The sequence below is a fragment of the Clostridium sp. UBA5119 genome (genome assembly GCF_002414285.1).
Taxonomy (GTDB): Bacteria; Bacillota; Clostridia; order Clostridiales; family Clostridiaceae; genus Clostridium_J; species Clostridium_J sulfidigenes.
In genome coordinates this window covers 1-23356 of the sequence record NZ_DHYX01000039.1, presented here as the reverse complement: position 1 = coordinate 23356, position 23356 = coordinate 1, and the positions used below count along the sequence as shown (strand labels likewise).

The window sequence follows — 23356 nt, the reverse complement described above, 5'->3', positions numbered from 1 at the left end:
TTTTTAATGGCTTTACTTGCATTTAGTGTATTAATTATAGGTCATGAATTTGGACATTTTATAATGGCTAGAGTTAATGGTGTAAAGGTTCTTGAATTTTCATTAGGTATGGGACCGAAATTATTTTCTATTAAAGGTAAGGAGACAGAGTACCTTATAAAAGCACTTCCAATTGGTGGCTACGTAAGAATGTATGGAGAAGAGGATGATGTAACTGTAGTTGATGATAGAGCCTTTTCTAATAAGACATCCTTTCAAAAGTTAACTATTGTAGCAGCAGGTCCTATAATGAATTTTATAATAGCTATACTATTCTTTAGTTTAGTAGGAGGTATTCAAGGACACTCCACTAACGTTGTAGATAAAGTAATAGAAAATTCACCAGCCATGGAAGTGGGAATAAAAGCTGGAGATAAGATTACAGAAGTCAATGGTAAGATGGTTACTACCTGGGAAGAATTTCTTACTGAGATTTTTACAGGAGAAGGAAAGCCCCTTAATATGGAAATAGAGAGAGAAGGACAAAAAATAAAATTTGATTTAGTACCATCCTATAATGAAGGGGAAGATAGATATCAAGTTGGGATATATTCTAAGGTTGTAAAGCCTAATTTTATTGAATCTATAAAATATGGGCTTAATCAAACGGGAAGCACCATAAGACAGACCTTTGGCTTTTTTGGTCAGCTATTCAAAGGAAAGGTTTCTGCTGATGATGTAGGAGGTCCTATAAGCATTATGAAAATTTCAGGAAGAGCTGCTCAGCAAGGAATTCTTACATTATTAAATATTATGGCTTTATTTAGTGTTCAACTAGCAATATTTAATGTAATTCCCTTCCCTGCCTTAGATGGTGGATGGATATTCCTATTACTATTCCAGATTATAACTGGAAAGGAAGTAAATAAAGAAAAGGTTGCAACAATTAATTACTATGGATTTTTAGCATTGATGTCTCTTATGGTTTTGGTATTGCTAAAAGATATTATAAATCCTATTCAGTTTTAGGAGGAAATTATGAAGAGAAAAGAAACAAGAAAAGTTAAAGTTGGAGATATATACATTGGAGGAGATTCTAGAATTACAGTACAATCCATGACTAATACAGATACAAGAGATGTATCCTCCACAGTAGAGCAAATTTTAAGACTTGAAGAAAGTGGTTGTGATATAGTAAGATGTGCAGTTCCCGATATGGAGGCTGCAGAAGCTATAAAGGAAATCGTAAAACAAATTCACATTCCTTTAGTTGCAGATATACACTTTGATTATAGATTAGCATTAAAGTCTATAGAAAATGGAGTTTCTAAACTTAGAATTAATCCAGGAAATATTGGTGATATAAGTAGAGTTGAGATGGTGGCGAAAGCTGCAAAAGAAAGAAATATACCAATAAGGATTGGGGTTAACTCTGGATCTCTAGAAAAAGAAGTTTTAAATAAATACGGTAGAGTGTGTAGTGAGGCTTTAGCAGAAAGTGCTCTTAATCATGTGAAAATTCTAGAAGAAGTAAATTTTGAAGATATAATCATATCTATAAAATCTTCTGACGTAGTTCAAATGATAGAGGCTTATAATATAGTTTCTAGTAAGGTTAATTATCCATTGCATATTGGAGTTACAGAGGCAGGTACCACATGGAGAGGTACCGTTAAGTCCAGCGTAGGTGTAGGAGCACTTTTAGCAGAGGGCATAGGAGATACCTTAAGAATTTCCCTTACAGGAGATGTGGTTGAAGAAGTTAAGGTGGGAAGAGAAATATTAAAATCTCTTGGCATGTTAGAGGATGGAATAAAATTTGTATCTTGCCCAACCTGCGGAAGAACTCAAATAGATCTTATTAGCATAGCAGAAGAAGCAGAAAAAAGATTAAGTCACATAAATAAAAATATAAAGGTGGCTATTATGGGATGCGTAGTTAATGGACCAGGAGAAGCTAGAGAAGCAGATGTAGGAATAGCTGGTGGTAATGGAGAAGGTCTTATCTTTAGAAAAGGTGAGATTGTAAGAAAAGTAAAAGAGGAAGATTTACTGGATGAATTGATTAAGGAGATTGAAAGTTTATAGATAGGAGGAATCTAAATGACATTGTCAGAACTACTAGGATACGATAGTAGATTGCCTATTTATGAAGATATCATCATAAATAAAGTTCAATATCTAAAACAAAGCGAGATGGTTAAGGTAGTATTAAAACATAAGAGTTCCTTAGATGATCCTATGAAGGAGAATATATGTAATCTTATTAAGGATAAACTTTGTGATTTAGGTACTATAGATATCTTGTGGTATAGAGATGTAGAACATGTTGCTTTAGAAGATGTGGTGGGGGAGTATTGGATAGATGTCATTAACTCTCTTGCCTCATCTTTTCCTTCTGCTAAGACTAGTTTACTAAAAGCAGTTAAAAAGCTAGAAAATGACAGAATTAACATAGGTATATCTAATGAATTTATATCTAAGATGCTCTGCCATAAGAATATAGATAGATTAATACAAAGTGAAATTTATAATATGTTCAACATTAAAGTAGAAGTAAAAATATACTATGATGAATCGGCTATTGAAGAAGATTATATCCTAGAAAAGCAAATTGAAGAAAAGAGAATAGTAAGTGATATTATAGCAAATAGTCCTAAGATTTCTAGTAGATCTAGTGATAAAGCTAAAGAAAAGGCTAAAGAAACTAAGGGGGATAAAAAAGCTAGTCCTTGGAAGGAAAATTATAGAAAGAACAAAGAGCCTTTAGATGACAATGTGGTATATGGTAATAGAAATATAAATGAAGAAACCACAGAAATGTGTGAATTAAATATGGGTTCTGGGAGAGTAGCTGTGGCTGGAGATGTATTTAAGGTGAATATATTTGAAGCTAAAAGTGGAAAAATATATCCTTCTTTATATATTACAGACTACACTAGTTCTATAACTATAAAAATATATCCAAGAAGTAATGAAGAAGTAGAAAAACTGCTAGAAGAGTTAAAACCAGGGGTATGTTGTAAGGTTTATGGGGAAGTAGAAATTGATAGATTTTCTAAAGATTTAGTGCTTAATGCAAAGTCTATTGTAAAGTTGAAACCTAGTGAAAGAATGGATGGTTGTGAAGTCAAGAGGATAGAGCTTCATGCTCATACCACCATGAGCTCCATGGATGCAGTGGTTACACCTTCAAATCTTATTGCTAAAGCTGCTAAATGGGGACATAAGGCAATTGCTATAACAGATCATGGAGTAGCTCAAGCCTTTCCAGAGGCTATGGATGCAGGGAAGAAACATAATATAAAAATTATATATGGAATAGAGGGATATTTAGTTAATGATGGAGTAGGTATAGCTACCGGGTGTAGAGGAATAGATTTTAATAGTTCCTTTGTAGTATTTGATATTGAAACTACAGGATTTTCAAGTCACCAGGATCGCATTATAGAAATAGGAGCTGTTAAAATAGAGAATGGACATGTTATTGATAGTTTTAATGAACTTATAAATCCAGAGATGAGCATTCCATATAAAATAACAGAGCTTACAGGTATAAGTAATGATATGGTGAAGGGTTGTAAAACCATAGAAGATGTTCTTCCTAGGTTTTTAGAGTTTGTAGGGAATTCTGTAGTAGTAGCTCACAATGCGGAGTTTGATACGGGATTTATTAAGTCTAAGTGCAGAAATCTTGGATTGCAATTTAAAAATGGAATTATAGATACATTACCTTTAGTTAGATTTTTATTTCCACAACTTAAAAAGCATAAGCTTAATGTAATATGTGAACACTTAAAGATATCCTTAGAAAACCATCATAGAGCTGTGGATGATGCTAAGGCTACTGGAGATATTCTTTTAAAATCCTTTGAAATGTTAAGAGAGAAGGATTTTAATAATTTAGATCAAATTAATAAGGAATATTTAAAATCCTTTGATGTAAAAAAAGCTCCTACATACCATATAATAATTTTAGCCAAAAACCAGAGTGGATTAAAAAATCTATATAAGCTAATTTCCTTTTCTACTTTAGACTATTACCAAAGACGACCAAGGCTTCCTAAGAGTCTAATAGAAGAATATAGAGAGGGACTTATTATTGGTTCTGCCTGTGAGGCTGGAGAGATATTTAAGGGGGTTCTAGCAGGAAGGTCCATAGAGGACATGGAACATATAGTGGAGTTTTATGATTATTTAGAAGTACAGCCCATTGGGAATAATGAATTTTTAATAAAGAAGAACATGGTTAAAGATGAAGAAGGACTTAGGGATCTCAATAGAAGGGTATGTGAACTTGGAGATTTCTATAATAAAAAAGTAGTTGCCACGGGTGATGTACACTTTTTAGAACCACGAGATGAAGTTTTTAGAAGAATTTTAATGGCTGGAAAAGGGTTTGATGATGCTGATAATCAACCTCCACTATATTTCAAAACAACTACAGAAATGTTAAGAGAGTTTTCATATTTAGGGGAAGAAAAGGCCAGGGAAATTGTGGTGGAAAACCCTGAATATATACAAAGCTTAGTTGGAGAAGTTAAACCAATTCCAGATGAAACCTATGCTCCTAAAATAGAAGGTGCAGAGGATGACATTAGAAACATGACTTTAAATAAAGTAAAATCTATATATGGAGGTAATCTTCCAGAAGTTATTCAGAAAAGACTTGATAAGGAATTAAATTCTATTATAAATAATGGATATGCGGTGCTTTATCTTATAGCACAAAAATTAGTGGCAAAGTCTATCAGTGATGGATATCTAGTTGGATCTAGAGGATCTGTTGGATCTTCCTTTGTAGCTACCATGTCAGATATAACAGAGGTTAATGGGCTTCCACCCCATTATGTATGCCCTAATTGTAAAAATAGTGAATTCATTTTAGATGGATCAATAGGTTCGGGAGTTGACTTACCGGATAAAAACTGTGAAAAATGTGGAACTCCTTATATAAAAGATGGTCATGATATACCTTTTGAAACATTCTTAGGCTTTGAGGGGGATAAGGAACCAGATATAGACTTAAATTTCTCAGGGGATAACCAAGGTGATATTCATAGATATACAGAAGTTCTTTTTGGAAAAGGTCATACTTTTAAAGCTGGAACCATAGGAACTATTGCAGATAAGACTGCCTATGGGTATGTTAAAAAGTATTTAGATGAAAGAGATATAAATACTACTAATGCAGAAATAGAAAGATTAACTATTGGATGCACTGGGGTAAAAAGAACTTCAGGGCAACACCCAGGAGGAATTATGGTTGTACCTAGTGATAATGAAATATTTAATTTTTGCCCAATACAACATCCAGCAGATGACCCCAATTCAGAGATAATAACAACTCACTTTGATTATCATTCTATAAGTGGTAGGCTTTTAAAACTTGATATACTAGGCCATGACGATCCTACTATGCTTAGGATGCTTCAAGATTTAACTGGAATAAGTCCTCAAAGTGTACCTTTATCAGACCCAAAGGTTTTGAGTCTTTTCACAGGAACACAAGCTCTTGGCATAACTCCAGAAGAGCTAGGTTGTGAAGTTGGATGTTATGGTGTTCCAGAGTTTGGAACCAAATTTGTTAGACAGATGCTTTTAGATACAAAACCACAAACATTTTCTGATTTGGTTAGAATTTCTGGTCTTTCCCATGGTACTGACGTATGGCTTAATAATGCTCAATATTATATAAAAGAAGGATATACTACCCTTAAAGATTGTATATCTACCAGAGATGATATTATGGTTTATCTTATATATAAAGGACTTCCACCCAAGACTGCTTTTACCATCATGGAGAAGGTTAGGAAAGGAAAGGGTGTATCAGAAGAGTTTGAATCCATAATGAGAGAACATAATGTTCCAGATTGGTATATAGAGTCCTGTAAAAAAATAAAATACATGTTTCCTAAGGGTCATGCCGTTGCCTATGTAATGATGGCTATGAGAATAGCTTATTTTAAGGTTCATCACCCAAAGGCTTACTATGCAACTTATTTTACTGTTAGGGCAGACGATTTTGATGGCGATTTAGTTATAAAGGGTGAAGAAGCAATGAAAGATACTATGGATGAATTAAATGCTTTAGGGAATAATATAGGTACGAAAGAAAAAGGTCTTCTTACCACCTTAGAACTTTGTTATGAAATGTACAAAAGAGGTATAAAATTTCTACCCGTAGATGTATATAAATCAGAGGCAGTAAAATTTACAATAGAAGGAGATAATATAAGAATTCCTTTAAGTGGACTTACTGGAGTAGGGGAAAATGCAGCAAAGGCTATAGCAGAAGCTAGAAATCATGGGGAATTTATATCTAAGGAAGATCTTCGTATAAGAAGTAAAGCTACAAAGACTGTAGTAGAAGCTTTGGCAAATCACGGAGCCATAGGAAATTTACCAGAAACAAATCAATTAAGTCTTTTTTAACAACTGTTTATTTAAATAATTTAAGTTAGGTGCCATTTGATAAATACCTCAAAGGAGCTAAAACCATTGCATATTGAAAATAGCTATGATATAATTGTACTTAATGAGCTAGTTATTATGATAGTCTTTGAGGGAGAGTAGGATTTATGCCTACTCTCTATTTATTAAAACGCAACCCCAAGTTGCGTTTTAATTATAAAGTGAACCTTAGTTTGAACTAAGGTTTTACATCTCACTAAAGCTAGTTGAACTCATACCTTAAAGGGTACTGTGGTAATGTAAATATTATCCCATGACTATTTGACCAAATACTTTCAACTTCATAAAAAGATGGAAGTTATATAGCAATAAAAAATATTAAGTTTATTACTAAAGGTTTAAAGTAAATATAATAAAAAGGAGGAAATGTATTATGAATAGTAGCGGTGTTGTGGAAAAACTCCATAGTAAAATTACTAATATAGTAGAAAAACTCGGATTTGAACTTTATCACTTAGAATATGTACGTGAAGGCGGACAAAATATTTTAAGAGTTTTTATAGATAATGAAAAAGGCGTTGCTTTGGATAACTGTGTAGAAGTAAGTAAGGCTGTTGGAGAAATGCTAGATAAAGAAGATCCTATAACAGAAGAATATAATTTAGAAGTATCATCTCCAGGTATATTTAGAACCTTATATACAAAAGAACATTTTAATAAGTATATAAATCATGATGTAGCTGTAAAACTTTCAGCATTATTTGAAGGAAAGAAAAAATATGAAGGGATATTGAAGGGGTTTGATAGCGAAAACTTAATGTTAGAAATCAATGACAATGAAGTTGCAATACCAATGTCAAAGGTTTCTTTAGTTACGTTAAACCCAACTTTATAAGGAGGATATAAATATAATGAGCACCGGATTTAAGGAAGAATTTATAGATGCTGTAAAACAACTAGTTGTTGAAAAAGGAATTAGTGAGGAAATGCTTTTTACTACTATAGAGGATGCTTTAGTAGCAGCATATAAGAAGAATTTTGCAAAGTCTCATGCCAAGGAACAAAACGTAAGAGTATGGGTTAATAGAGATACAGGAGAAACTCACGTATACTCATTAAAAGAAGTTGTAGAAGAAGTATATGATGATGTAATAGAAATATCCTTAGAGGATGCTAGAGAAATCAGTGCCAAATATAACTTAGAAGATGTTGCGGAAATTGAAGTTACTCCAAGAGATTTTGGAAGAGTCGCGGCTCAAGCTGCGAAGCAAGTTGTTATTCAAAGAATTAAGGAAGCTGAAAGAACTCTTATATATAATGAATTTATAACTAAGGAATTTGACATAATAACAGGTATAGTTCTAAGAAAAGATAGAGGAAATGTATTTATAGATCTAGGTAAACTAGAAGCTGTATTAGGCCCAAATGAGCAAATGCCAGGAGAATCTTATACATTTAATGAGAAATTAAAGCTATATATAGTAGAAGTAAAGAAAAGTTCTAAGGGACCACAAATTGTAGTTTCAAGAACACACCCAGGCCTTGTAAAAAGATTATTTGAGTTAGAAGTTCCGGAAATATACAGTGGAATTGTAGAAATAAAAAGTATAGCTAGAGAAGCAGGTTCAAGAACTAAAATAGCTGTATGGTCTAACGATGAAGAAGTAGATCCTATGGGAGCTTGTGTTGGACCTAAAGGAATTAGAGTTCAAAACATAGTAAATGAACTTAGAAATGAAAAGATTGATATAATAAAGTGGAGTAAGTTATCAGAAGAGTATATTGCTCATGCACTAAGTCCAGCTAAAGTTCTATCAGTTGATGTAGATGATGATGGAAAGAGTGCTAAGGTTGTAGTAGATGATAATCAATTATCATTAGCCATAGGTAAGGAAGGTCAAAATGTTAGATTAGCAGCAAGACTTACTGGATGGAAAATAGATATTAAGAGTAAGAGTCAAGCTGAAAGCTTACAAAACGAAGAAAGTAACCTTTAAAGGTAGGTGATATTTTATGAAGGTAAAAAAGATACCTCAAAGAATGTGCACAGGATGCATGGAAATGAAACCTAAGAAGGAACTTATAAGAGTTGTTAAAAATAAGGAAAATGAGATATCTATAGATTTACATGGTAAAAAACCTGGTCGTGGAGCCTATATCTGCAGAAATATTCAATGTTTAGAAAAAGCCGTAAAGACTAAAAGACTAGAAAGAAATCTAGAAACTAAGATAAATGATGAAATATATGATAAACTAAAGGAAGAGATAGTTAATGCAGAATAAATTTTTAAGTTTTCTAGGAATTGCAAAAAAATCTAGAAACTTAGTAGAAGGATATAATGGATGTGAAGAAGAGATAAAAAGAAATAAAATCCATCTATGTATTTTATCCATAGAGTGTTCAGAAAACACTAAGAAAAAATTTGAAAAATACTGTGATGACAGAAGAGTGCCTGTAATAGGGAATATACCTAAAAATGAATTGGGTATGGCCATAGGTAGAGAAGAAATCAATGTGTTAGCAGTAAGAGATGAAAAAATTTGTGAAAATTTAATAAAGTTATGGAAAGAGAATTACGGAATGTAAATTCGGGGGTGAAAGTTTTGTCGAAAATAAGAATATATGAGTTAGCTAAAGAATTAGAAGTTACAAACAAGGAACTTATAAGTGTATTAATGGAAGAGTTCGGTGTTGAAGCTAAGAATCACATGAGTGTCATCGATGAAGAGGATGCTGATCTTATAAAAGAGCTATATGAAGAACAGAAAAAAGAAGCAGCTGAAAAGAAAGAAATCATTGAGGAATATGAATCAAAAATCAATGAAGATATAAGTAAGCAGCAAAGAAAAAATAGCAAAATGAGAAAAGGCGGAAATAAGAGAAACGAAGAAAAAGCTGATGAAACTCCAGATGAAGTAATCGAAATGGAAGAAACTATCGTTGTAAAAGACTTAGCTGATAAGCTAAAAAAACCAGTGGTAGAAGTTATAAGAGCTTTAATATTCCAAGGAGTTATGGCAAGTGTAAACCAAGAGATTGACTTTAACACAGCCGAAAAGCTTGTAGACAGCTTTGGATCTATTGCAGTATTAAAAGAGCAAAATGTTGGTGACATTGCTAAAGAACAAGAGGATGAGATTGATGAGATAGAAGACGAAGCATCAGAAGCAAAAGAAACTAAAAGACCACCAATAGTTACAGTAATGGGTCACGTTGACCACGGTAAGACATCATTACTAGATGCAATAAAGAAATCTAAAGTTACAGCAACAGAAGCTGGTGGAATTACTCAACACATAGGTGCTTATACTGTAGATGTAAATGGTGAGAGAATTACCTTCCTTGATACTCCAGGTCACGAAGCTTTTACTTCTATGAGAGCTAGAGGAGCTCAAGTTACAGATATAGTTATATTAGTAGTAGCAGCAGATGATGGAATTATGCCACAAACTGTTGAAGCTATAAATCACTGTAAAGCTGCAGAAGTACCTATGATTATAGCTATAAACAAAATGGATAAAGAAAGTGCAAATCCAGATAGGGTTAAGCAAGAGTTAACAGAATATGGATTAGTATCTGAAGATTGGGGTGGAGATACTATATGTGTACCAGTATCTGCTCACACTAAGGAAGGCTTAGATAATCTTCTTGAAATGATTACAATAAATGCTGAAATGTTAGAATTAAAAGCTGATGCTAACAGAAGAGCTAAGGGAACAGTTATAGAAGCTAAATTAGATAAAGGTAGAGGACCTGTAGCTAGTATACTAGTTCAAAATGGAACTTTAAAATCAGGAGATTCTATAATAGTTGGAACTACTTATGGTAGAATCAGAGCAATGATTGATGATAAAGGTAAAACTACAAAAGCAGCTGGACCTTCTATGCCAGTAGAAATATTAGGACTTTCAGAAGTTCCAGCAGCAGGAGATAGATTTACTGTTGTTAGAGATGAAAAGACAGCTAGAATAATGGCAGAGTCAAGAAAAGAAAAGATTAGACAAGAACATTTCCAAACCTCTAATAGAGTGTCTATGGAAAATCTATATAACCAAATCCAAGAAGGCAAGGTTAAAGAATTAAGTGTAATAGTTAAGGCTGACGTTCAAGGTTCAGCAGAAGCTGTTAAGCAATCCATAGAAAAGCTTTCTACAGATAACGTGAAAGTTAGAGTTATCCACGGAGCAGTTGGAGCTATAACTGAAACAGACGTATCTCTAGCTTATGCTTCTAATGCTATTATTATTGGTTTCAACGTAAGACCAGACAATAATGCTATTACAGTTGCAGAAAGAGATAACGTAGAAATTAAAACTTATAGAATTATCTATGATGCATTGGATGATATTAAATCAGCAATGATTGGTATGCTTGAACCTGAATACAAAGAAGTTATTACTGGACGTTGTGAAGCAAGACAGGTATATAAAATTTCTAACGTTGGGACTATAGCAGGATGTTATGTTCTTAATGGAAAGATAACAAGAAACTGTAAAGTTAGAGTACTAAGAGATGGTATAGTGATTACAGAATCTACTCTTGCATCTTTAAAGAGATTTAAAGATGACGTTAAAGAGGCAGCAGCTGGATACGAATGTGGACTTAGCATTGAGAAATTCAATGATATAAAAGAAGGAGACATTATAGAAGGCTATATCATGGAAGAAATTAAACCAAAACAATTGTAATAGGAAGGAGTGATCTCCATGGCTAACTATAGAGGCGGCAGAATCAATGAAGAGATAAAAAAAGATGTTAGCAACACTATTCAAAATAAAATAAAGGATCCCAGACTTACAGCAATGGTAAGTGTAACAGATGTAGAAGTAACAAGAGACTTAAGCTATGCTAAAGTATTTGTTAGTATATTTGGTACAGAGGATCAAAAGACAGATGCTCTTAAAATTCTTAAAAGCTCAACAGGTTTTATAAGAAAAGAGATAGGAAAAAATGTTAAGTTAAGACATGTTCCAGAAGTTATCATAGAGTTAGATACAACTTTAGATAAAGCTAATCATTTAGAATCTTTATTTAGAAAGATAAAGGAGAATGATTCTAATGATAACTAGGAATATAGTAGATATCATAGAGAAAAGTAATTGTATAGGAATTACTTTTCATCAATCACCAGATGGTGATTCTCTAGGAAGTGCCACAGCCCTACTTCAAGGGCTGAGGGCACTTAATAAAGAAGCATATATACTTTCTAAGGAGAAAATTCCAGATACTTTTGAGTATTTGCCTTATAGTGAGGAAATCACAGGATTACTTCAACAGGTAAAGGATGGTACAGATTTAATAATTGTACTAGATTGTGGAGATTTCAAGAGAATAAATGCTAATTTAGATGTTGAGAATAGGCAATATAAGCTTGTAAATATAGATCACCATCTAAGTAATGAAAAGTATGGTGATTTTAATTATGTGGATATAAATTCTTCAGCAGTTGGAGAAATAATTTACGACCTATTAAATCAGTTAAAAGTAGAGATTACAAAGGATATAGGTAAATCAATTTATACTTCCATTTTAACAGATACAAGTTCCTTTAAGCATTCTAATACTACAAGCAGAACTCATGAGATAGCTGGTGAAATTATTAAAACTGGAGTTAACTTTAATAAAATTCAAAGACAAGTCTTTGAAAATAAAGAATTTAATAAAGTTAAGTTCTTTGGAAAAGTCATTGATACTTTGACATTATATCTTAATAATAAAGTTGTATTTATGGAGATTAATGATACTATGCTTAATGAAGTAGGCTTAGAATCCATGGATTCTTCCGAGGTTATTCACTTTGGAACTATGATAAGTGGAGTAGAAGTAGTAGCTTTATTTAAAGAAAGTAAGGGTGGAATAAAAGTAAGCTTAAGGTCTAAAGAAATAGTTGACGTTAGTAAAGTAGCGGAAAATTTTAATGGTGGAGGTCATAAAAGAGCTTCTGGTCTTTTTTGTGAAGGTTCCATGATTGAAGTAAAGGATAAAATATACAAAATATTAGAAGAAGAGTTGATATCTTATGATAGAAAATAATAAACCCTTTGGAGTTTTAAATATAAATAAACCTCTTGGCATTAGTTCCTTTGACGTAGTAAGAAAAATAAAAAAGCTAGCTAAAGAGAAGAAAGTTGGACATGGGGGTACCTTAGATCCAGAAGCTTGTGGTGTGCTTCCGGTATGTATAGGAAGAGCAACAAAGGCCATAGACTTTATAATGGAAGGTGAGAAAGAATATATAGCAAAGGTTAAATTAGGAGTTGTCACAGATACTTACGATAGAGAAGGAAAAGTACTTCGTGAGAGTAAGGTAGATTCTACAGAAGAAGAAATTACTAAGGCTATAAATAAATTTGTAGGAACTATTGACCAAGTTCCACCTATGTATTCTGCTCTTAAACAAAATGGGAAAAAACTTTATGAATTAGCTAGAGAAGGAAAAGAAGTCTATAGAGAGCCAAGGACAGTTACTATCCATAGTATTGATGTATTATCCATAGATAGCCCTATAATCCACATAAAAGTTAGATGTTCTAAAGGAACTTACATAAGAAGTTTATGCTATGATATAGGAGAAGAACTTGGTTGTGGAGCTATGATGTGGGAGCTAGAGAGAACAGCTACTGGTCCTTTTACTATAGATAGAAGTGTGGAGCTAAAAGATCTAACAGAGGATAATATAAATAATTATATTATTTCCTTAGATGAAGTATTTAGTAAGTTTCCTAAACTTGTAGTTAATGAAAAGTTTGAAAGGTTAATATTAAATGGTGTAACCATAAATGATAGAACTCTTTTAAATAGAATTGAAAAGTTTTGCAAATATGCAGTATACAACAATTCAAATAAACTTATAGGAATTGGATCAGAAAGTGATGTAGGATTTAAATTAATAAAACTTTTTCTTTAGGGGATATATTTATGAAAATTATACAAGATAATTTTAATGAAATCATTGAAACTCCTAGTATAATTGTTCTGGGAAGTTTTGATGGTATACATAGTGGTCATAGAGAATTAATTAATAGTGCTAAGGAATTAGCAGAGAAGATTAAATTAACTGAAAAGATACAAGATGTAGAGGTAATGGTGTGTACCTTTAAAAATCATCCTTTGTCTGTTGTTAATAAAGAGATTTGTCCAAAACTTATAATGAGCAATGAAGAGAAAGCTATTTTATTTGAAAAACTTCAAGTGAATATATTGAATTTTATGGAATTTAATAAGGAGTTCATGTCAATTTCACCAGAACAATTCATTAATAATTTAAAGAAGCATTATAATGCTAAAGGTATAGTAGTTGGCTTTAATTATCGTTTTGGATATAAAAATTTAGGTGATGTAGAGATTCTTAAAAAATATAGTGAAATATTAGACTATGAACTTTTTGTAGTAGAGCCCATAACTTCAGATGGAGAAGTGGTAAGTAGCTCTGCCATTAGACATAATCTTCAAGAAGGAAATATAGAAAGAGCTAATAAGTTTCTTGGTAGACCATTTATGTTAAGTGGAAATATAATTAAGGGCAAGCAGATAGGTAGAACTATGGGATTTCCTACTGTAAACTTAAATTATAATAAAAAATTCGTAGTACCTAAGGGTGGAGTTTATGGAACTATTGTAGAGTATAAAAATTGCTTTTATAAAGCCATAACTAATATTGGATACAATCCTACCCTAGAAGGTAGTAAATTAAGTATTGAAACTAATATTTTAAATTTTGATAAAAATATATATGGAGAAGAAATTAAATTATATTTTATAGAGAAAATAAGAGAAGAAAAAAGATTTGGATCAATTGATGAACTAAAGAATCAACTATCCAAGGATAAAAATTATATAAATAGTAAGGATTATTCTATATATATAGATAAAATTCCTAAATAACTAATTTTTACAAATTTTTAATTAGTTTTTCTATTTACAAAATAAATTTAGTTTGATATAATTTCATATGAACCTTATGCTATGTATTCTGAATGCCAACGGGGTACATGGCATATGGCGATTTAACTATTGGAGGTGCATACAATATGGAAAAGGCAAGAAAACAAGAAATAATGCAACAATTTGCAAGAACAGAAGGAGATACAGGTTCTCCAGAAGTACAAATAGCATTATTAACAGAAAGAATTAAGGAATTAACTGAGCATTTAAAAGTTCACAAAAAAGATCACCACTCAAGAAGAGGTCTTTTAATGATGGTTGGACAAAGAAAAGGACTTTTAAGCTACTTAAAGAAGCAAGATATCGAAAGATACCGTGCTATAATTGCTAAATTAGGAATTAGAAAATAATTAAGAGCGGCAAAGCCGCTCTATTATTTTAATTAAATAGCAAAAAAAAGATAATAATAAGTATATATATATATATATATTTTTTTTTAATAACCGAAAGGAGGAGATTAAATGACAAATACGTTAAGTGCTTCTGTAGCAGGAAGAGAAATGAAGATAGAAATTGGTAAAATTGGAAAGTTATCTGATTGTGCTATGTTTATTAGTTATGGAGAGACTGTAATCCTTGTAAATGTAAATGCATCTGAAGAGCCAAGACAAGGAATAGATTTTTTCCCACTAAGTGTAGAATATGAAGAAAGACTATATGCAGTAGGTAAAATTCCAGGGGGATTTTTAAAGAGAGAGGGAAGGCCATCAGAAAAAGCTATACTAAATTGTAGAGCTATAGATAGACCTATAAGACCTCTATTCCCAAAAGGATATAGAAATGACGTTCAAGTGGTTTGTACGGTATTATCTGTAGACCAAGATAATTCTCCAGAAATATTAGCTATGAATGCAGCTTCAATAGCATTACTTTTATCAAGTATACCATTTACTGATGCAGTAGCTACAGTATCAATTGGATTAATCGATGGAAAGTTTGTAGTTAACCCTACATCTAAAGAAAGAGAATTAAGCACAATGCAATTAACTGTATGTGCTACTAAAGACAGAGTTATGATGATAGAAGCTGGTGGAGATGAAATTCCAGAAGAAACTATGATTGAAGCTATAGACTTTGGATTTAATCAGTGTCAATCTATTATAGCATTCCAAGAAGAGGCTAGAGCTAAATTTGGAAAGGTTAAACCTGAGCCAGTACTATACAAAGCAAATGAAGAAATCCAAAGTGAAGTAAGAAACTTTGCTTTTGATATGTTAAAAGAAGCTATGTATATCACTGATAAAGATGAAAGAAATCTTAAAGTAAGTGAAATTAAAGCTAAAATAAATGAAGAATTTTCTGAGAAGTATCCAGAGGGCGGAAGTGACATAGGAGAAGTTGTTTACAATATTCAAAAGGAAATTGTAAGAAACATGTTACTTAGAGATAAGAGAAGACCAGATGGAAGAGAATTTAATCAAATTAGATCTATATCTTGTGAAACTGGACTCCTTCCAAGAACTCATGGTACAGGATTATTTACAAGAGGATTAACTCAAGTAATGACTGTAGCTACATTGGGAGCTTTAGGTGATGTTCAAATCATAGATGGTATTGGAGAAGAAGACTTCAAGAGATATATGCATCACTACAATTTCCCAGCATACAGTGTTGGAGAAGTAAGACCACTTAGAGGACCAGGAAGAAGAGAAATAGGACACGGTGCTTTAGCTGAAAGAGCTTTAGAACCACTAATTCCTTCTATAGAGGAATTCCCATATGCTATAAGACTTGTTTCAGAAGTTTTAAGCTCTAACGGATCTACATCTCAAGCCAGTGTATGCGGAAGTACATTAGCATTACTTGATGCTGGAGTTCCAATAAAGAGACCAGCAGCAGGAATTGCCATGGGACTTATAACTAGTGAAGATTTAAGTGAAGAGGCTGTAATTACAGATATTCAAGGAATCGAAGACTTCTTTGGAGACATGGACTTTAAAGTTGCTGGTACAGAAAAAGGAATAACTTCAATTCAAGTTGATACAAAAATAAAAGGATTATCTAAGTATTGTATAAGAACAGCTATAGAAGATGCTAGAACAGCTAGATTATATATCTTAGATAAGATAAATGAATGTATAGCTGAGCCAAGAGCAGAGCTATCTCAATATGCTCCAAGGATGTACACTATAAATATAAAACCAGACAAAATTAGAGATATAATAGGACCTGGTGGAAAAACTATTAAGAAAATAATAGCAGATACAGGGGTTAAAATTGATACTAATGATGATGGTAAGATAGTTATAATGTCTACTGATAGTGAAAGTGCTAATGAAGCATTAAGAATTATAAAGGAAATCACTAAAGAAGTAGAAGTTGGAGAAATATATTTAGGTAAAGTTACTAAGATTATGGCTTTTGGTGCTTTTGTAGAGGTACTTCCAGGTAAAGAAGGTTTAGTACACATATCTAAATTAGCTAACGAAAGAGTAAATAAAGTAGAAGATGTAGTAGCTATAGGTGATGAAATACTCGTAAAAGTAACAGAAATCGATTCTCAAGGAAGAGTAAATCTTTCAAGAAAAGATGCATTAAAAGATAGTGAAGAGTCTAAAACAGAAGAGTAAATAGAAGTTAAAATAAAAAGGTAAAATACCTTTTTATTTTTTTTATTATAAAACATAAGAACATACTAGTGTATAATTTCATAAATTATATTATAATTGTATTAAGTTTCGTTAATTTACTCATAAATATATAATAGAAAACATATTAATCATAGTAATTTATATAATTATATATGAGGTGATATGTGATGGAAGAAAAATATAGATATTTAAGTGAAATGGAACGATATGAAATAATAAACATTAATGATGGAGATAAGTATAGTGTCCTGGGCAATAATGATATAGTTATAAATGAAAATGGTGAGCTAAAGCTACTATTACTTGGAGATGGAAAGTCTAGTAAGATGTTTTTTAGAAATAATGAGATGCTGGAAGTTTCATGGGATTATGTAAAGAAGATAGGCTCTAAAACTATAATCATCGATGTTGATGGGGAAACACTAAGAAAATCCCATATATAATATGGAGGTAAGTATGGATATAGTTGTTCAGAAATTTGGTGGTACATCAGTATCTAGTGAAAATAATAGAATATTAGTTACAAAAAAGATTAAAAATGCTATAAAGGATGGGTATAAACCTGTAGTAGTAGTATCAGCTATGGGGAGAAAAGGTTCTCCTTATGCAACAGATACATTATTGTCTTTAGTTAGTGAAGAATTTAAGATAAATAATAAAAGGGCTTTAGACTTACTTTTGTCCTGTGGTGAAACTTTAAGTACAGTGGTAATGTGTAATGATTTATTAAGAGAAGGCATAGAGGCGGTTCCACTTATGGGTGGAGAAGCTGGTATAAGGACTGATAATAATTTTAATAATGCATCTATTTTAGATGTTAATCCGAAAAATGTACTAAAGGTATTAGAACAGGGAAAAGTACCTGTAGTAGCAGGTTTCCAAGGTATAAGTGAAGAGGGTAGCATCACTACAATAGGAAGAGGTGGAAGTGACGTTACAGGGGCAATTTTAGGAGCAGCACTAAAGGCAAAGGAAGTTCAAATATATACAGATGTTGATGGTATAATGACAGCAGATCCAAGAATAGTTTCTAAAGCTTCATTAATTGAGAGTATAAGCTATGATGAAGTATTCCAATTTGCTGATCAAGGAGCTAAAGTAATACATCCTAGAGCTGTTGAAATATCTAGAAAATATAATATTCCATTAGTAATTAAAAATACTCTTAGTGATTGTGAGGGGACTACTATTTCTTCTTATGGGGAGGACAATGAAAGAATTATCACTGGAATTACGCATATGAGTAATAGAGTTCAAATAAGAATTAATGGAGGCTCAAAGGAGCACTGCAATAATATATTTCATATTTTAGCTGAAAATGAAATAAGTATTGATTTGATAAGTGTATTTACTAATGATAAAATATTTACTATAAGTGAAGTAGACTTAGAACAGTTTAAAAATATAGCAGCTAACTATGAAATTGATTATCAGTATACAGAAAGTTGTAGCAAAATATCTATAATAGGTTCAAAGATGAGAGGAATACCTGGAGTTATGTCTAGAATTCTAAAGGCTTTAGAAGAAGGTAATATAGATATTCTTCAAACTGCTGATTCACATACAACTATTTGGTGTCTTGTAGAAAGTAATAAAGTTAAAGATGCTATAAATTTACTTCATAATGAATTTAAATTAGGATAGTATATAAACACCCCTTAATGCAAAGAATAAGAAACATTAGGAGGTGTTTTTCCATGATTAATGAAGCGGAAAATAAAAAACATAAGGAAGATAAAGATACTAAACACAAAAAAAATAATAAAAGTAAAGTTATAATAAATGAAGAAAATGATGATGAACAAAATGAAGAGGATACCTCTAAAGGGGTAAGTAAGGAAGTTGCAAACCTAAAAGAAGTAGGAGTCATGTCTGTAGCAAAGGCTGATGACAGGATTCAAGTTATACCTATAATAGGTCAGGTTGAAGGTCATAATATTTCTGGCAATCAAACTAAGTCTACTAAATATGAGTTAATTATTCCCCAGTTAATAGCTATTGAGAGAGATAGTAATGTAAAAGGTATACTCATAGTGTTGAATACTGCAGGAGGGGATGTAGAAGCAGGCTTAGCCATTGCAGAAATGATAACTAGTCTTAGTAAGCCTACAGTATCTATAGTCATAGGTGGAGGACACTCTATAGGAGTTCCATTAGCTACGGCATCAGATTATTCATTTATAACTCCTTCAGCTACAATGATAGTGCATCCTGTAAGAATGAATGGATTTGTTATAGGTGTGCCTCAAACCTTTGAATATTTTAGAAAGATGCAGGAGCGAATAGTTGAGTTTGTAGTTAGAACTTCAAAAATTGATTCAGATGATTTTAGAAGGCTTATGAGTCAAACAGATGAATTGCTAAATGATATAGGAACTATATTGATAGGGGATCAAGCCGTAGAATGTGGTCTTATTGATGAAGTAGGTGGAATTAGAGAAGCCTTAGATAAATTAGAAGAGTTAATAAGTGAAGGTGAAAAAAATCAACTAGAAATAAGTTCAGAAGAAAATATTAGTGAATAAATAGATAAAATTTAACAATTGAGCATTGAGTTGTCAACAAAATTATGTTGGCAACTTTTTATTTGTAAAAAAATTTGAAATATAGGTGGATTTCAATGTACAATATATTGAGATGGATAAATGGAAATTATTTTCATGAATCTTAGGATGAGTTTTGGAGGAGATACTATGACTAAAGGAAAAGAACCTTTAAAAAAGAAAAACAGTAGTAAAAAGAACACTGTTAAAAATAATAGTTCAAAAGCTAAGAAAGCAAAAAAGGATAAACTTTTTGATTTTAATGGAATTATACTGATAACCCTAGGTGTTTTAATATTTTTAGCCTTACTATCAGTTATGTTTTCAGACCCAACATCTTTAGCAGGTTCCATGGGAGTATTTATTAATAGAATTTTTATAGGACTCCTTGGAATTGGTGCCTATGCTTTACCTTTTGTGCTTATATACATGGGAGTAAGCTACATAAAAATAGATAAATATTTAAAGGTAACAAAAAAATCCCTTGGAATTTTAATGTTTATAGTTACTACCATGATTTTTGTTGAGCTTATAGTATTACCTGCTTACTATGTAAAAGGAAATATGGCAAGTGCTATTATAGAACAATTTAAATCTAAGTCTGTACTTCATGGAGGTATTATATCTTTAGTAATTACTGTCCCTATAAGTTCACTTTTAGGAAAGGTAGGTAGTTATATAGTTTTATTTGCTTTATATATAATATCTTTAGTTTTAATTAATAATATTACCATAAAAGAGTTATTTACCTTTGAGAAAGTAGAAAGCAAAAAAAAGTCAAGGGATTTGAAGAAAACTAATATTGCAATTGATGAAGCTATGGAATATGTATCAGCAGATGGGAATACTAGAGACAATGGAAGTAGTGAAGAGTCGAAGATTAAAATTATAGATTTTATGAAGATGGATGAAGAAGAGAATAGATTTGAAGGAAAAACAGAAACAAGTATAGAACAACCTAATAAGTCAAAGGAAAATAGAAATAATATAGAGGATATAGATATTGACATTTCCTTTGGTGATGGAAACAAAATATATGCTTATGAACATCCTGCACCAGAACTCCTTCATAAAAATTTAAGTAGTATAGGTAAAAATAGCGATAAAAAAGACCTCCTTAACAGTGCTAATAAACTTCAAGAAACTCTAGAAAGTTTTGGAGTTGAAGCTAAGGTAATACAGGTTACAAAAGGTCCATCTGTAACCAGATTTGAATTACAACCACATGTAGGAGTTAAGGTTAGTAAGATAGTTAATCTAGCAGATGATATAGCTCTAAACTTAGCAGCCTCAGGAGTTAGGATAGAGGCTCCAATACCAGGAAAGGCAGCAGTGGGTATAGAAGTACCGAATAAAGATTTATCAGCAGTATTTTTGAGAGAGGTAATAGAAAGTGAAGAATTTACACTTGCTAAGAAAAATTTAGCCTTTGCCCTTGGAAAGGATATTGCAGGAAATTGTGTAGTCGGAGATTTATCTAAGATGCCTCACCTTTTGATTGCAGGAGCTACAGGGTCAGGAAAAAGTGTATGTATTAATACTCTTTTAATAAGCTTATTATATAAATATACACCTCAAGAGGTTAAATTACTTCTAATAGATCCTAAAGTAGTAGAACTTAATATATACAATGGAATACCACACCTATTAATTCCAGTAGTTACAGAACCTAAAAAAGCTGCAGGAGCATTAAATTGGGCAGTTAATGAAATGACTAGAAGATATAAACTCTTTGCAGATAATAACGTAAGAAATATTGAAGGATATAACGACTTTGCAGAAAAGGGAATAATAGAAGAAAAGCTTCCATGGATTGTAATCATAATCGATGAGTTAGCAGACTTAATGATGGTATGTCCAAATGATGTTGAAGAATATATAGGTAGACTTGCACAAATGGCTAGGGCTGCAGGAATGCATTTAGTAATAGCAACACAAAGACCATCTGTAGATGTAATTACAGGGGTAATTAAAGCTAATATACCATCTAGGATATCCTTTGCTGTGTCAAGTCAAATAGACTCAAGAACTATACTAGACTCTTCAGGAGCAGAGAAGCTTTTAGGTAAAGGGGATATGCTATATTATCCTGTAGGTGAATCTAAGCCACTTAGGATTCAAGGAGCCTTTGTGTCTGAGGAAGAAGTAGAGACTGTAGTAGAATTTATTCGTAATGGATTAAAGGAATTAGAGTATAAAAAAGAAATCATGGATGAAATAGAAAATAGTGTTTCTAAATCTAAGGGTGGAGAAGATTGTGATGAGTTAATAGATGAAGCTATTAAAATTGTATTAGAAGAAGGGCAAGCTTCAACATCTTTGTTGCAGAGAAGGCTAAAAATAGGGTATAATAGAGCGGCTAGAATTATAGATGAAATGGAAGCTGAAGGGATTATCTCTGGTCGTAATGGAAGTAAGCCAAGGCAGGTTTTTGGAAGAGATGATACCATGAGGCAATAATTTCTTAATGAAACTTTCATTACAACACAAAAGAAGAGATTATAAATAATATAGAGATAACTTAGGAGGATAAAAGTGGAAAAATTAAAATTTGGAGTAATAAATTTAGGTTGTGACAAGAATAGAATAGATGCAGAAATTATAATAAGTAGTTTGAAGAGTAGGTATGAAGCGGTGACAGATGAAAGGCAGGCAGACATATTGCTAGTTAACACCTGTGGATTTATAGAAACTTCAAAGCAAGAATCTATTGATACCATATTAGAAATGACAAAATATAAGAAAGATAAATGCAAGGTACTCATAGCTACTGGGTGCTTAACTCAGAGATATGGTAGTGAGCTTTTAGAACTTATGCCAGAATTAGATATAATTTTAGGTGTAAATGATTATGATAAATTGCATGAATGTATTGAAAAATCTATGGAAACTGGAGAAAAGAGCTGTATTACAACTTATAGTGATACCAATATAAACATTGGTAAGAGACAGGTTACAACAGGAGGAACTACTGCTTATATAAGAATATCTGAAGGGTGTAACAATATTTGTGCCTACTGTGCAATTCCTAAAATAAGAGGAAGATACAGAAGTAGGGATATAGAAGATATCCTTAAAGAAGCAAAAGAGTTAGCTTTAAATGGATATAAGGAGTTAATTATAGTAGCTCAAGATACTACTAATTATGGGGTAGATATATATGGAGAAAAAACTTTACATATTCTTTTAAGAGAGCTAGGTAAAATTAAAAGTATAAAATGGATAAGACTTCTTTATTGTTATGCAGAAGAGCTAACTGATGAAGTTATAAATGAAATAGCTATCAATGATAAGATATGTAAGTATATAGATATTCCTATACAACATATCAGTGATGATGTTTTAAAGGCAATGAGAAGAAAAGGAAGAAAGAAAATAATCACTGAAAATATTAAAAAGCTTAGAGATGCAGTTCCTAATATAACTATAAGAACTACTCTTATAGTAGGATTTCCAGGAGAAACAGAAGAGAACTTCTTAGAATTGTTAAATTTCGTCAGAGAAACTAAATTTGATAAGCTAGGAGTATTTACTTACTCTCAAGAGGAAGGTACTTTGGCTGCAGAAATGGAAGGTCAAATAGAAGAAAATATTAAAGAAGAAAGACTTCACTCTATAATGATGGCTCAACAAAGTATATCAACAGAAATAAATAAAAATAAAATAGGTAGAACCTATGATGTATTGATTGAAAGTAAAGAAAAAGGAACATATTGTGGAAGAAGTTATGAAATGGCTCCAGAAATTGACGGAGAAGTTTATGTAAAATCTAATAAATTAAGTATAGGTGATTTTGTTAAGGTAAGAATAAAAGATGCACTAGAGTATGATTTAATAGGAGAAATCCTTAAATAATTTTTAGATTTATATATTTATAATAAAAA

Annotated in this window: 19 protein-coding genes; all 19 read left to right on the top strand. The window is 31.8% G+C overall.

Annotated elements, in window-relative coordinates:
- The first annotated feature begins 6 nt into the window (after positions 1-6).
- The 19 genes from rseP to rimO all read left to right on the top strand — a co-directional run bounded on the left by rseP (position 7) and on the right by rimO (position 23327).
- Complete coding sequence (gene rseP, locus B2671_RS05385; protein ID WP_346869560.1) at positions 7-1008, top strand: RIP metalloprotease RseP; 1002 nt, start codon at positions 7-9, stop codon at positions 1006-1008.
- A 9-nt stretch (positions 1009-1017) separates the two neighbouring features.
- Complete coding sequence (gene ispG / locus B2671_RS05380; protein ID WP_346869494.1) at positions 1018-2067, top strand: flavodoxin-dependent (E)-4-hydroxy-3-methylbut-2-enyl-diphosphate synthase; 1050 nt, start codon at positions 1018-1020, stop codon at positions 2065-2067.
- 15 nt (positions 2068-2082) lie between these two features.
- Entirely contained in the window at positions 2083-6414 is a 4332-nt protein-coding gene (locus tag B2671_RS05375; RefSeq protein WP_346869493.1) for a PolC-type DNA polymerase III, read from the top strand.
- A 412-nt stretch (positions 6415-6826) separates the two neighbouring features.
- Positions 6827-7288, top strand: a complete 462-nt coding sequence (gene rimP, locus B2671_RS05370) for a ribosome maturation factor RimP (RefSeq protein WP_150843841.1) — start codon at positions 6827-6829, stop codon at positions 7286-7288.
- Between the two features lie 16 nt (positions 7289-7304).
- Positions 7305-8390, top strand: a complete 1086-nt coding sequence (nusA, locus tag B2671_RS05365) for a transcription termination factor NusA (protein ID WP_346869492.1) — start codon at positions 7305-7307, stop codon at positions 8388-8390.
- Positions 8391-8406: 16 nt separating this feature from the next.
- On the top strand, positions 8407-8676 hold the full coding sequence (gene rnpM / locus B2671_RS05360; RefSeq protein WP_035132803.1) for an RNase P modulator RnpM: 270 nt from the start codon (positions 8407-8409) through the stop codon (positions 8674-8676).
- Positions 8666-8980: a ribosomal L7Ae/L30e/S12e/Gadd45 family protein gene (locus tag B2671_RS05355; protein ID WP_346869491.1), complete on the top strand. Its 315-nt coding sequence runs from the start codon at positions 8666-8668 to the stop codon at positions 8978-8980. The genes rnpM and B2671_RS05355 overlap by 11 nt, the downstream gene beginning before the upstream one ends.
- 17 nt (positions 8981-8997) lie before the next feature.
- Positions 8998-11082 (top strand): translation initiation factor IF-2, encoded by a 2085-nt coding sequence (gene infB / locus B2671_RS05350; RefSeq protein WP_346869490.1) that lies wholly within the window; start codon positions 8998-9000, stop codon positions 11080-11082.
- Between the two features lie 18 nt (positions 11083-11100).
- On the top strand, positions 11101-11463 hold the full coding sequence (gene rbfA, locus B2671_RS05345) for a 30S ribosome-binding factor RbfA (RefSeq protein ID WP_035132809.1): 363 nt from the start codon (positions 11101-11103) through the stop codon (positions 11461-11463).
- Entirely contained in the window at positions 11453-12427 is a 975-nt protein-coding gene (locus B2671_RS05340) for a bifunctional oligoribonuclease/PAP phosphatase NrnA (protein WP_346869489.1), read from the top strand. Before rbfA ends, B2671_RS05340 begins: the two co-directional genes overlap by 11 nt.
- On the top strand, positions 12414-13301 hold the full coding sequence (gene truB / locus B2671_RS05335) for a tRNA pseudouridine(55) synthase TruB (RefSeq protein ID WP_346869488.1): 888 nt from the start codon (positions 12414-12416) through the stop codon (positions 13299-13301). The genes B2671_RS05340 and truB overlap by 14 nt, the downstream gene beginning before the upstream one ends.
- 11 nt (positions 13302-13312) lie before the next feature.
- A complete protein-coding gene (locus B2671_RS05330; RefSeq protein WP_346869487.1) occupies positions 13313-14278 on the top strand; it encodes a bifunctional riboflavin kinase/FAD synthetase in 966 nt (321 codons plus the stop codon).
- 146 nt (positions 14279-14424) lie between these two features.
- Positions 14425-14688, top strand: coding sequence for a 30S ribosomal protein S15 (gene rpsO / locus B2671_RS05325; RefSeq protein WP_035132815.1), 264 nt, complete (start codon positions 14425-14427; stop codon positions 14686-14688).
- A gap of 111 nt (positions 14689-14799) precedes the next feature.
- Positions 14800-16908: a polyribonucleotide nucleotidyltransferase gene (locus B2671_RS05320; RefSeq protein WP_346869486.1), complete on the top strand. Its 2109-nt coding sequence runs from the start codon at positions 14800-14802 to the stop codon at positions 16906-16908.
- Positions 16909-17096: 188 nt separating this feature from the next.
- Entirely contained in the window at positions 17097-17372 is a 276-nt protein-coding gene (locus tag B2671_RS05315; RefSeq protein WP_035132817.1) for a YlmC/YmxH family sporulation protein, read from the top strand.
- A gap of 13 nt (positions 17373-17385) precedes the next feature.
- A complete protein-coding gene (dapG, locus tag B2671_RS05310) occupies positions 17386-18573 on the top strand; it encodes an aspartate kinase (RefSeq protein ID WP_346869485.1) in 1188 nt (395 codons plus the stop codon).
- A 53-nt stretch (positions 18574-18626) separates the two neighbouring features.
- On the top strand, positions 18627-19454 hold the full coding sequence (locus tag B2671_RS05305; RefSeq protein WP_346869484.1) for a ClpP family protease: 828 nt from the start codon (positions 18627-18629) through the stop codon (positions 19452-19454).
- Positions 19455-19622: 168 nt separating this feature from the next.
- Positions 19623-21932, top strand: a complete 2310-nt coding sequence (locus B2671_RS05300) for an FtsK/SpoIIIE family DNA translocase (protein ID WP_346869483.1) — start codon at positions 19623-19625, stop codon at positions 21930-21932.
- Positions 21933-22007: 75 nt separating this feature from the next.
- Positions 22008-23327, top strand: a complete 1320-nt coding sequence (gene rimO, locus B2671_RS05295) for a 30S ribosomal protein S12 methylthiotransferase RimO (RefSeq protein ID WP_346869482.1) — start codon at positions 22008-22010, stop codon at positions 23325-23327.
- Positions 23328-23356: the final 29 nt, after the last annotated feature.

Excerpts from the sequence above, each read along its gene's own strand:
- B2671_RS05300 (WP_346869483.1), top strand. The coding sequence starts at position 19,623 with ATGACTAAAGGAAAAGAACCTTTAAAAAAGAAAAACAGTAGTAAAAAG.
- B2671_RS05340 (WP_346869489.1), top strand. The coding sequence starts at position 11,453 with ATGATAACTAGGAATATAGTAGATATCATAGAGAAAAGTAATTGTATA.
- rseP (WP_346869560.1), top strand. The coding sequence starts at position 7 with ATGGCTTTACTTGCATTTAGTGTATTAATTATAGGTCATGAATTTGGA.
- rnpM (WP_035132803.1), top strand. The coding sequence starts at position 8,407 with ATGAAGGTAAAAAAGATACCTCAAAGAATGTGCACAGGATGCATGGAA.
- rimP (WP_150843841.1), top strand. The coding sequence starts at position 6,827 with ATGAATAGTAGCGGTGTTGTGGAAAAACTCCATAGTAAAATTACTAAT.
- B2671_RS05330 (WP_346869487.1), top strand. The coding sequence starts at position 13,313 with ATGAAAATTATACAAGATAATTTTAATGAAATCATTGAAACTCCTAGT.
- ispG (WP_346869494.1), top strand. The coding sequence starts at position 1,018 with ATGAAGAGAAAAGAAACAAGAAAAGTTAAAGTTGGAGATATATACATT.
- truB (WP_346869488.1), top strand. The coding sequence starts at position 12,414 with ATGATAGAAAATAATAAACCCTTTGGAGTTTTAAATATAAATAAACCT.
- rpsO (WP_035132815.1), top strand. The coding sequence starts at position 14,425 with ATGGAAAAGGCAAGAAAACAAGAAATAATGCAACAATTTGCAAGAACA.
- nusA (WP_346869492.1), top strand. The coding sequence starts at position 7,305 with ATGAGCACCGGATTTAAGGAAGAATTTATAGATGCTGTAAAACAACTA.
- B2671_RS05355 (WP_346869491.1), top strand. The coding sequence starts at position 8,666 with ATGCAGAATAAATTTTTAAGTTTTCTAGGAATTGCAAAAAAATCTAGA.
- B2671_RS05305 (WP_346869484.1), top strand. The coding sequence starts at position 18,627 with ATGATTAATGAAGCGGAAAATAAAAAACATAAGGAAGATAAAGATACT.
- B2671_RS05375 (WP_346869493.1), top strand. The coding sequence starts at position 2,083 with ATGACATTGTCAGAACTACTAGGATACGATAGTAGATTGCCTATTTAT.
- dapG (WP_346869485.1), top strand. The coding sequence starts at position 17,386 with ATGGATATAGTTGTTCAGAAATTTGGTGGTACATCAGTATCTAGTGAA.
- B2671_RS05315 (WP_035132817.1), top strand. The coding sequence starts at position 17,097 with ATGGAAGAAAAATATAGATATTTAAGTGAAATGGAACGATATGAAATA.
- rbfA (WP_035132809.1), top strand. The coding sequence starts at position 11,101 with ATGGCTAACTATAGAGGCGGCAGAATCAATGAAGAGATAAAAAAAGAT.
- B2671_RS05320 (WP_346869486.1), top strand. The coding sequence starts at position 14,800 with ATGACAAATACGTTAAGTGCTTCTGTAGCAGGAAGAGAAATGAAGATA.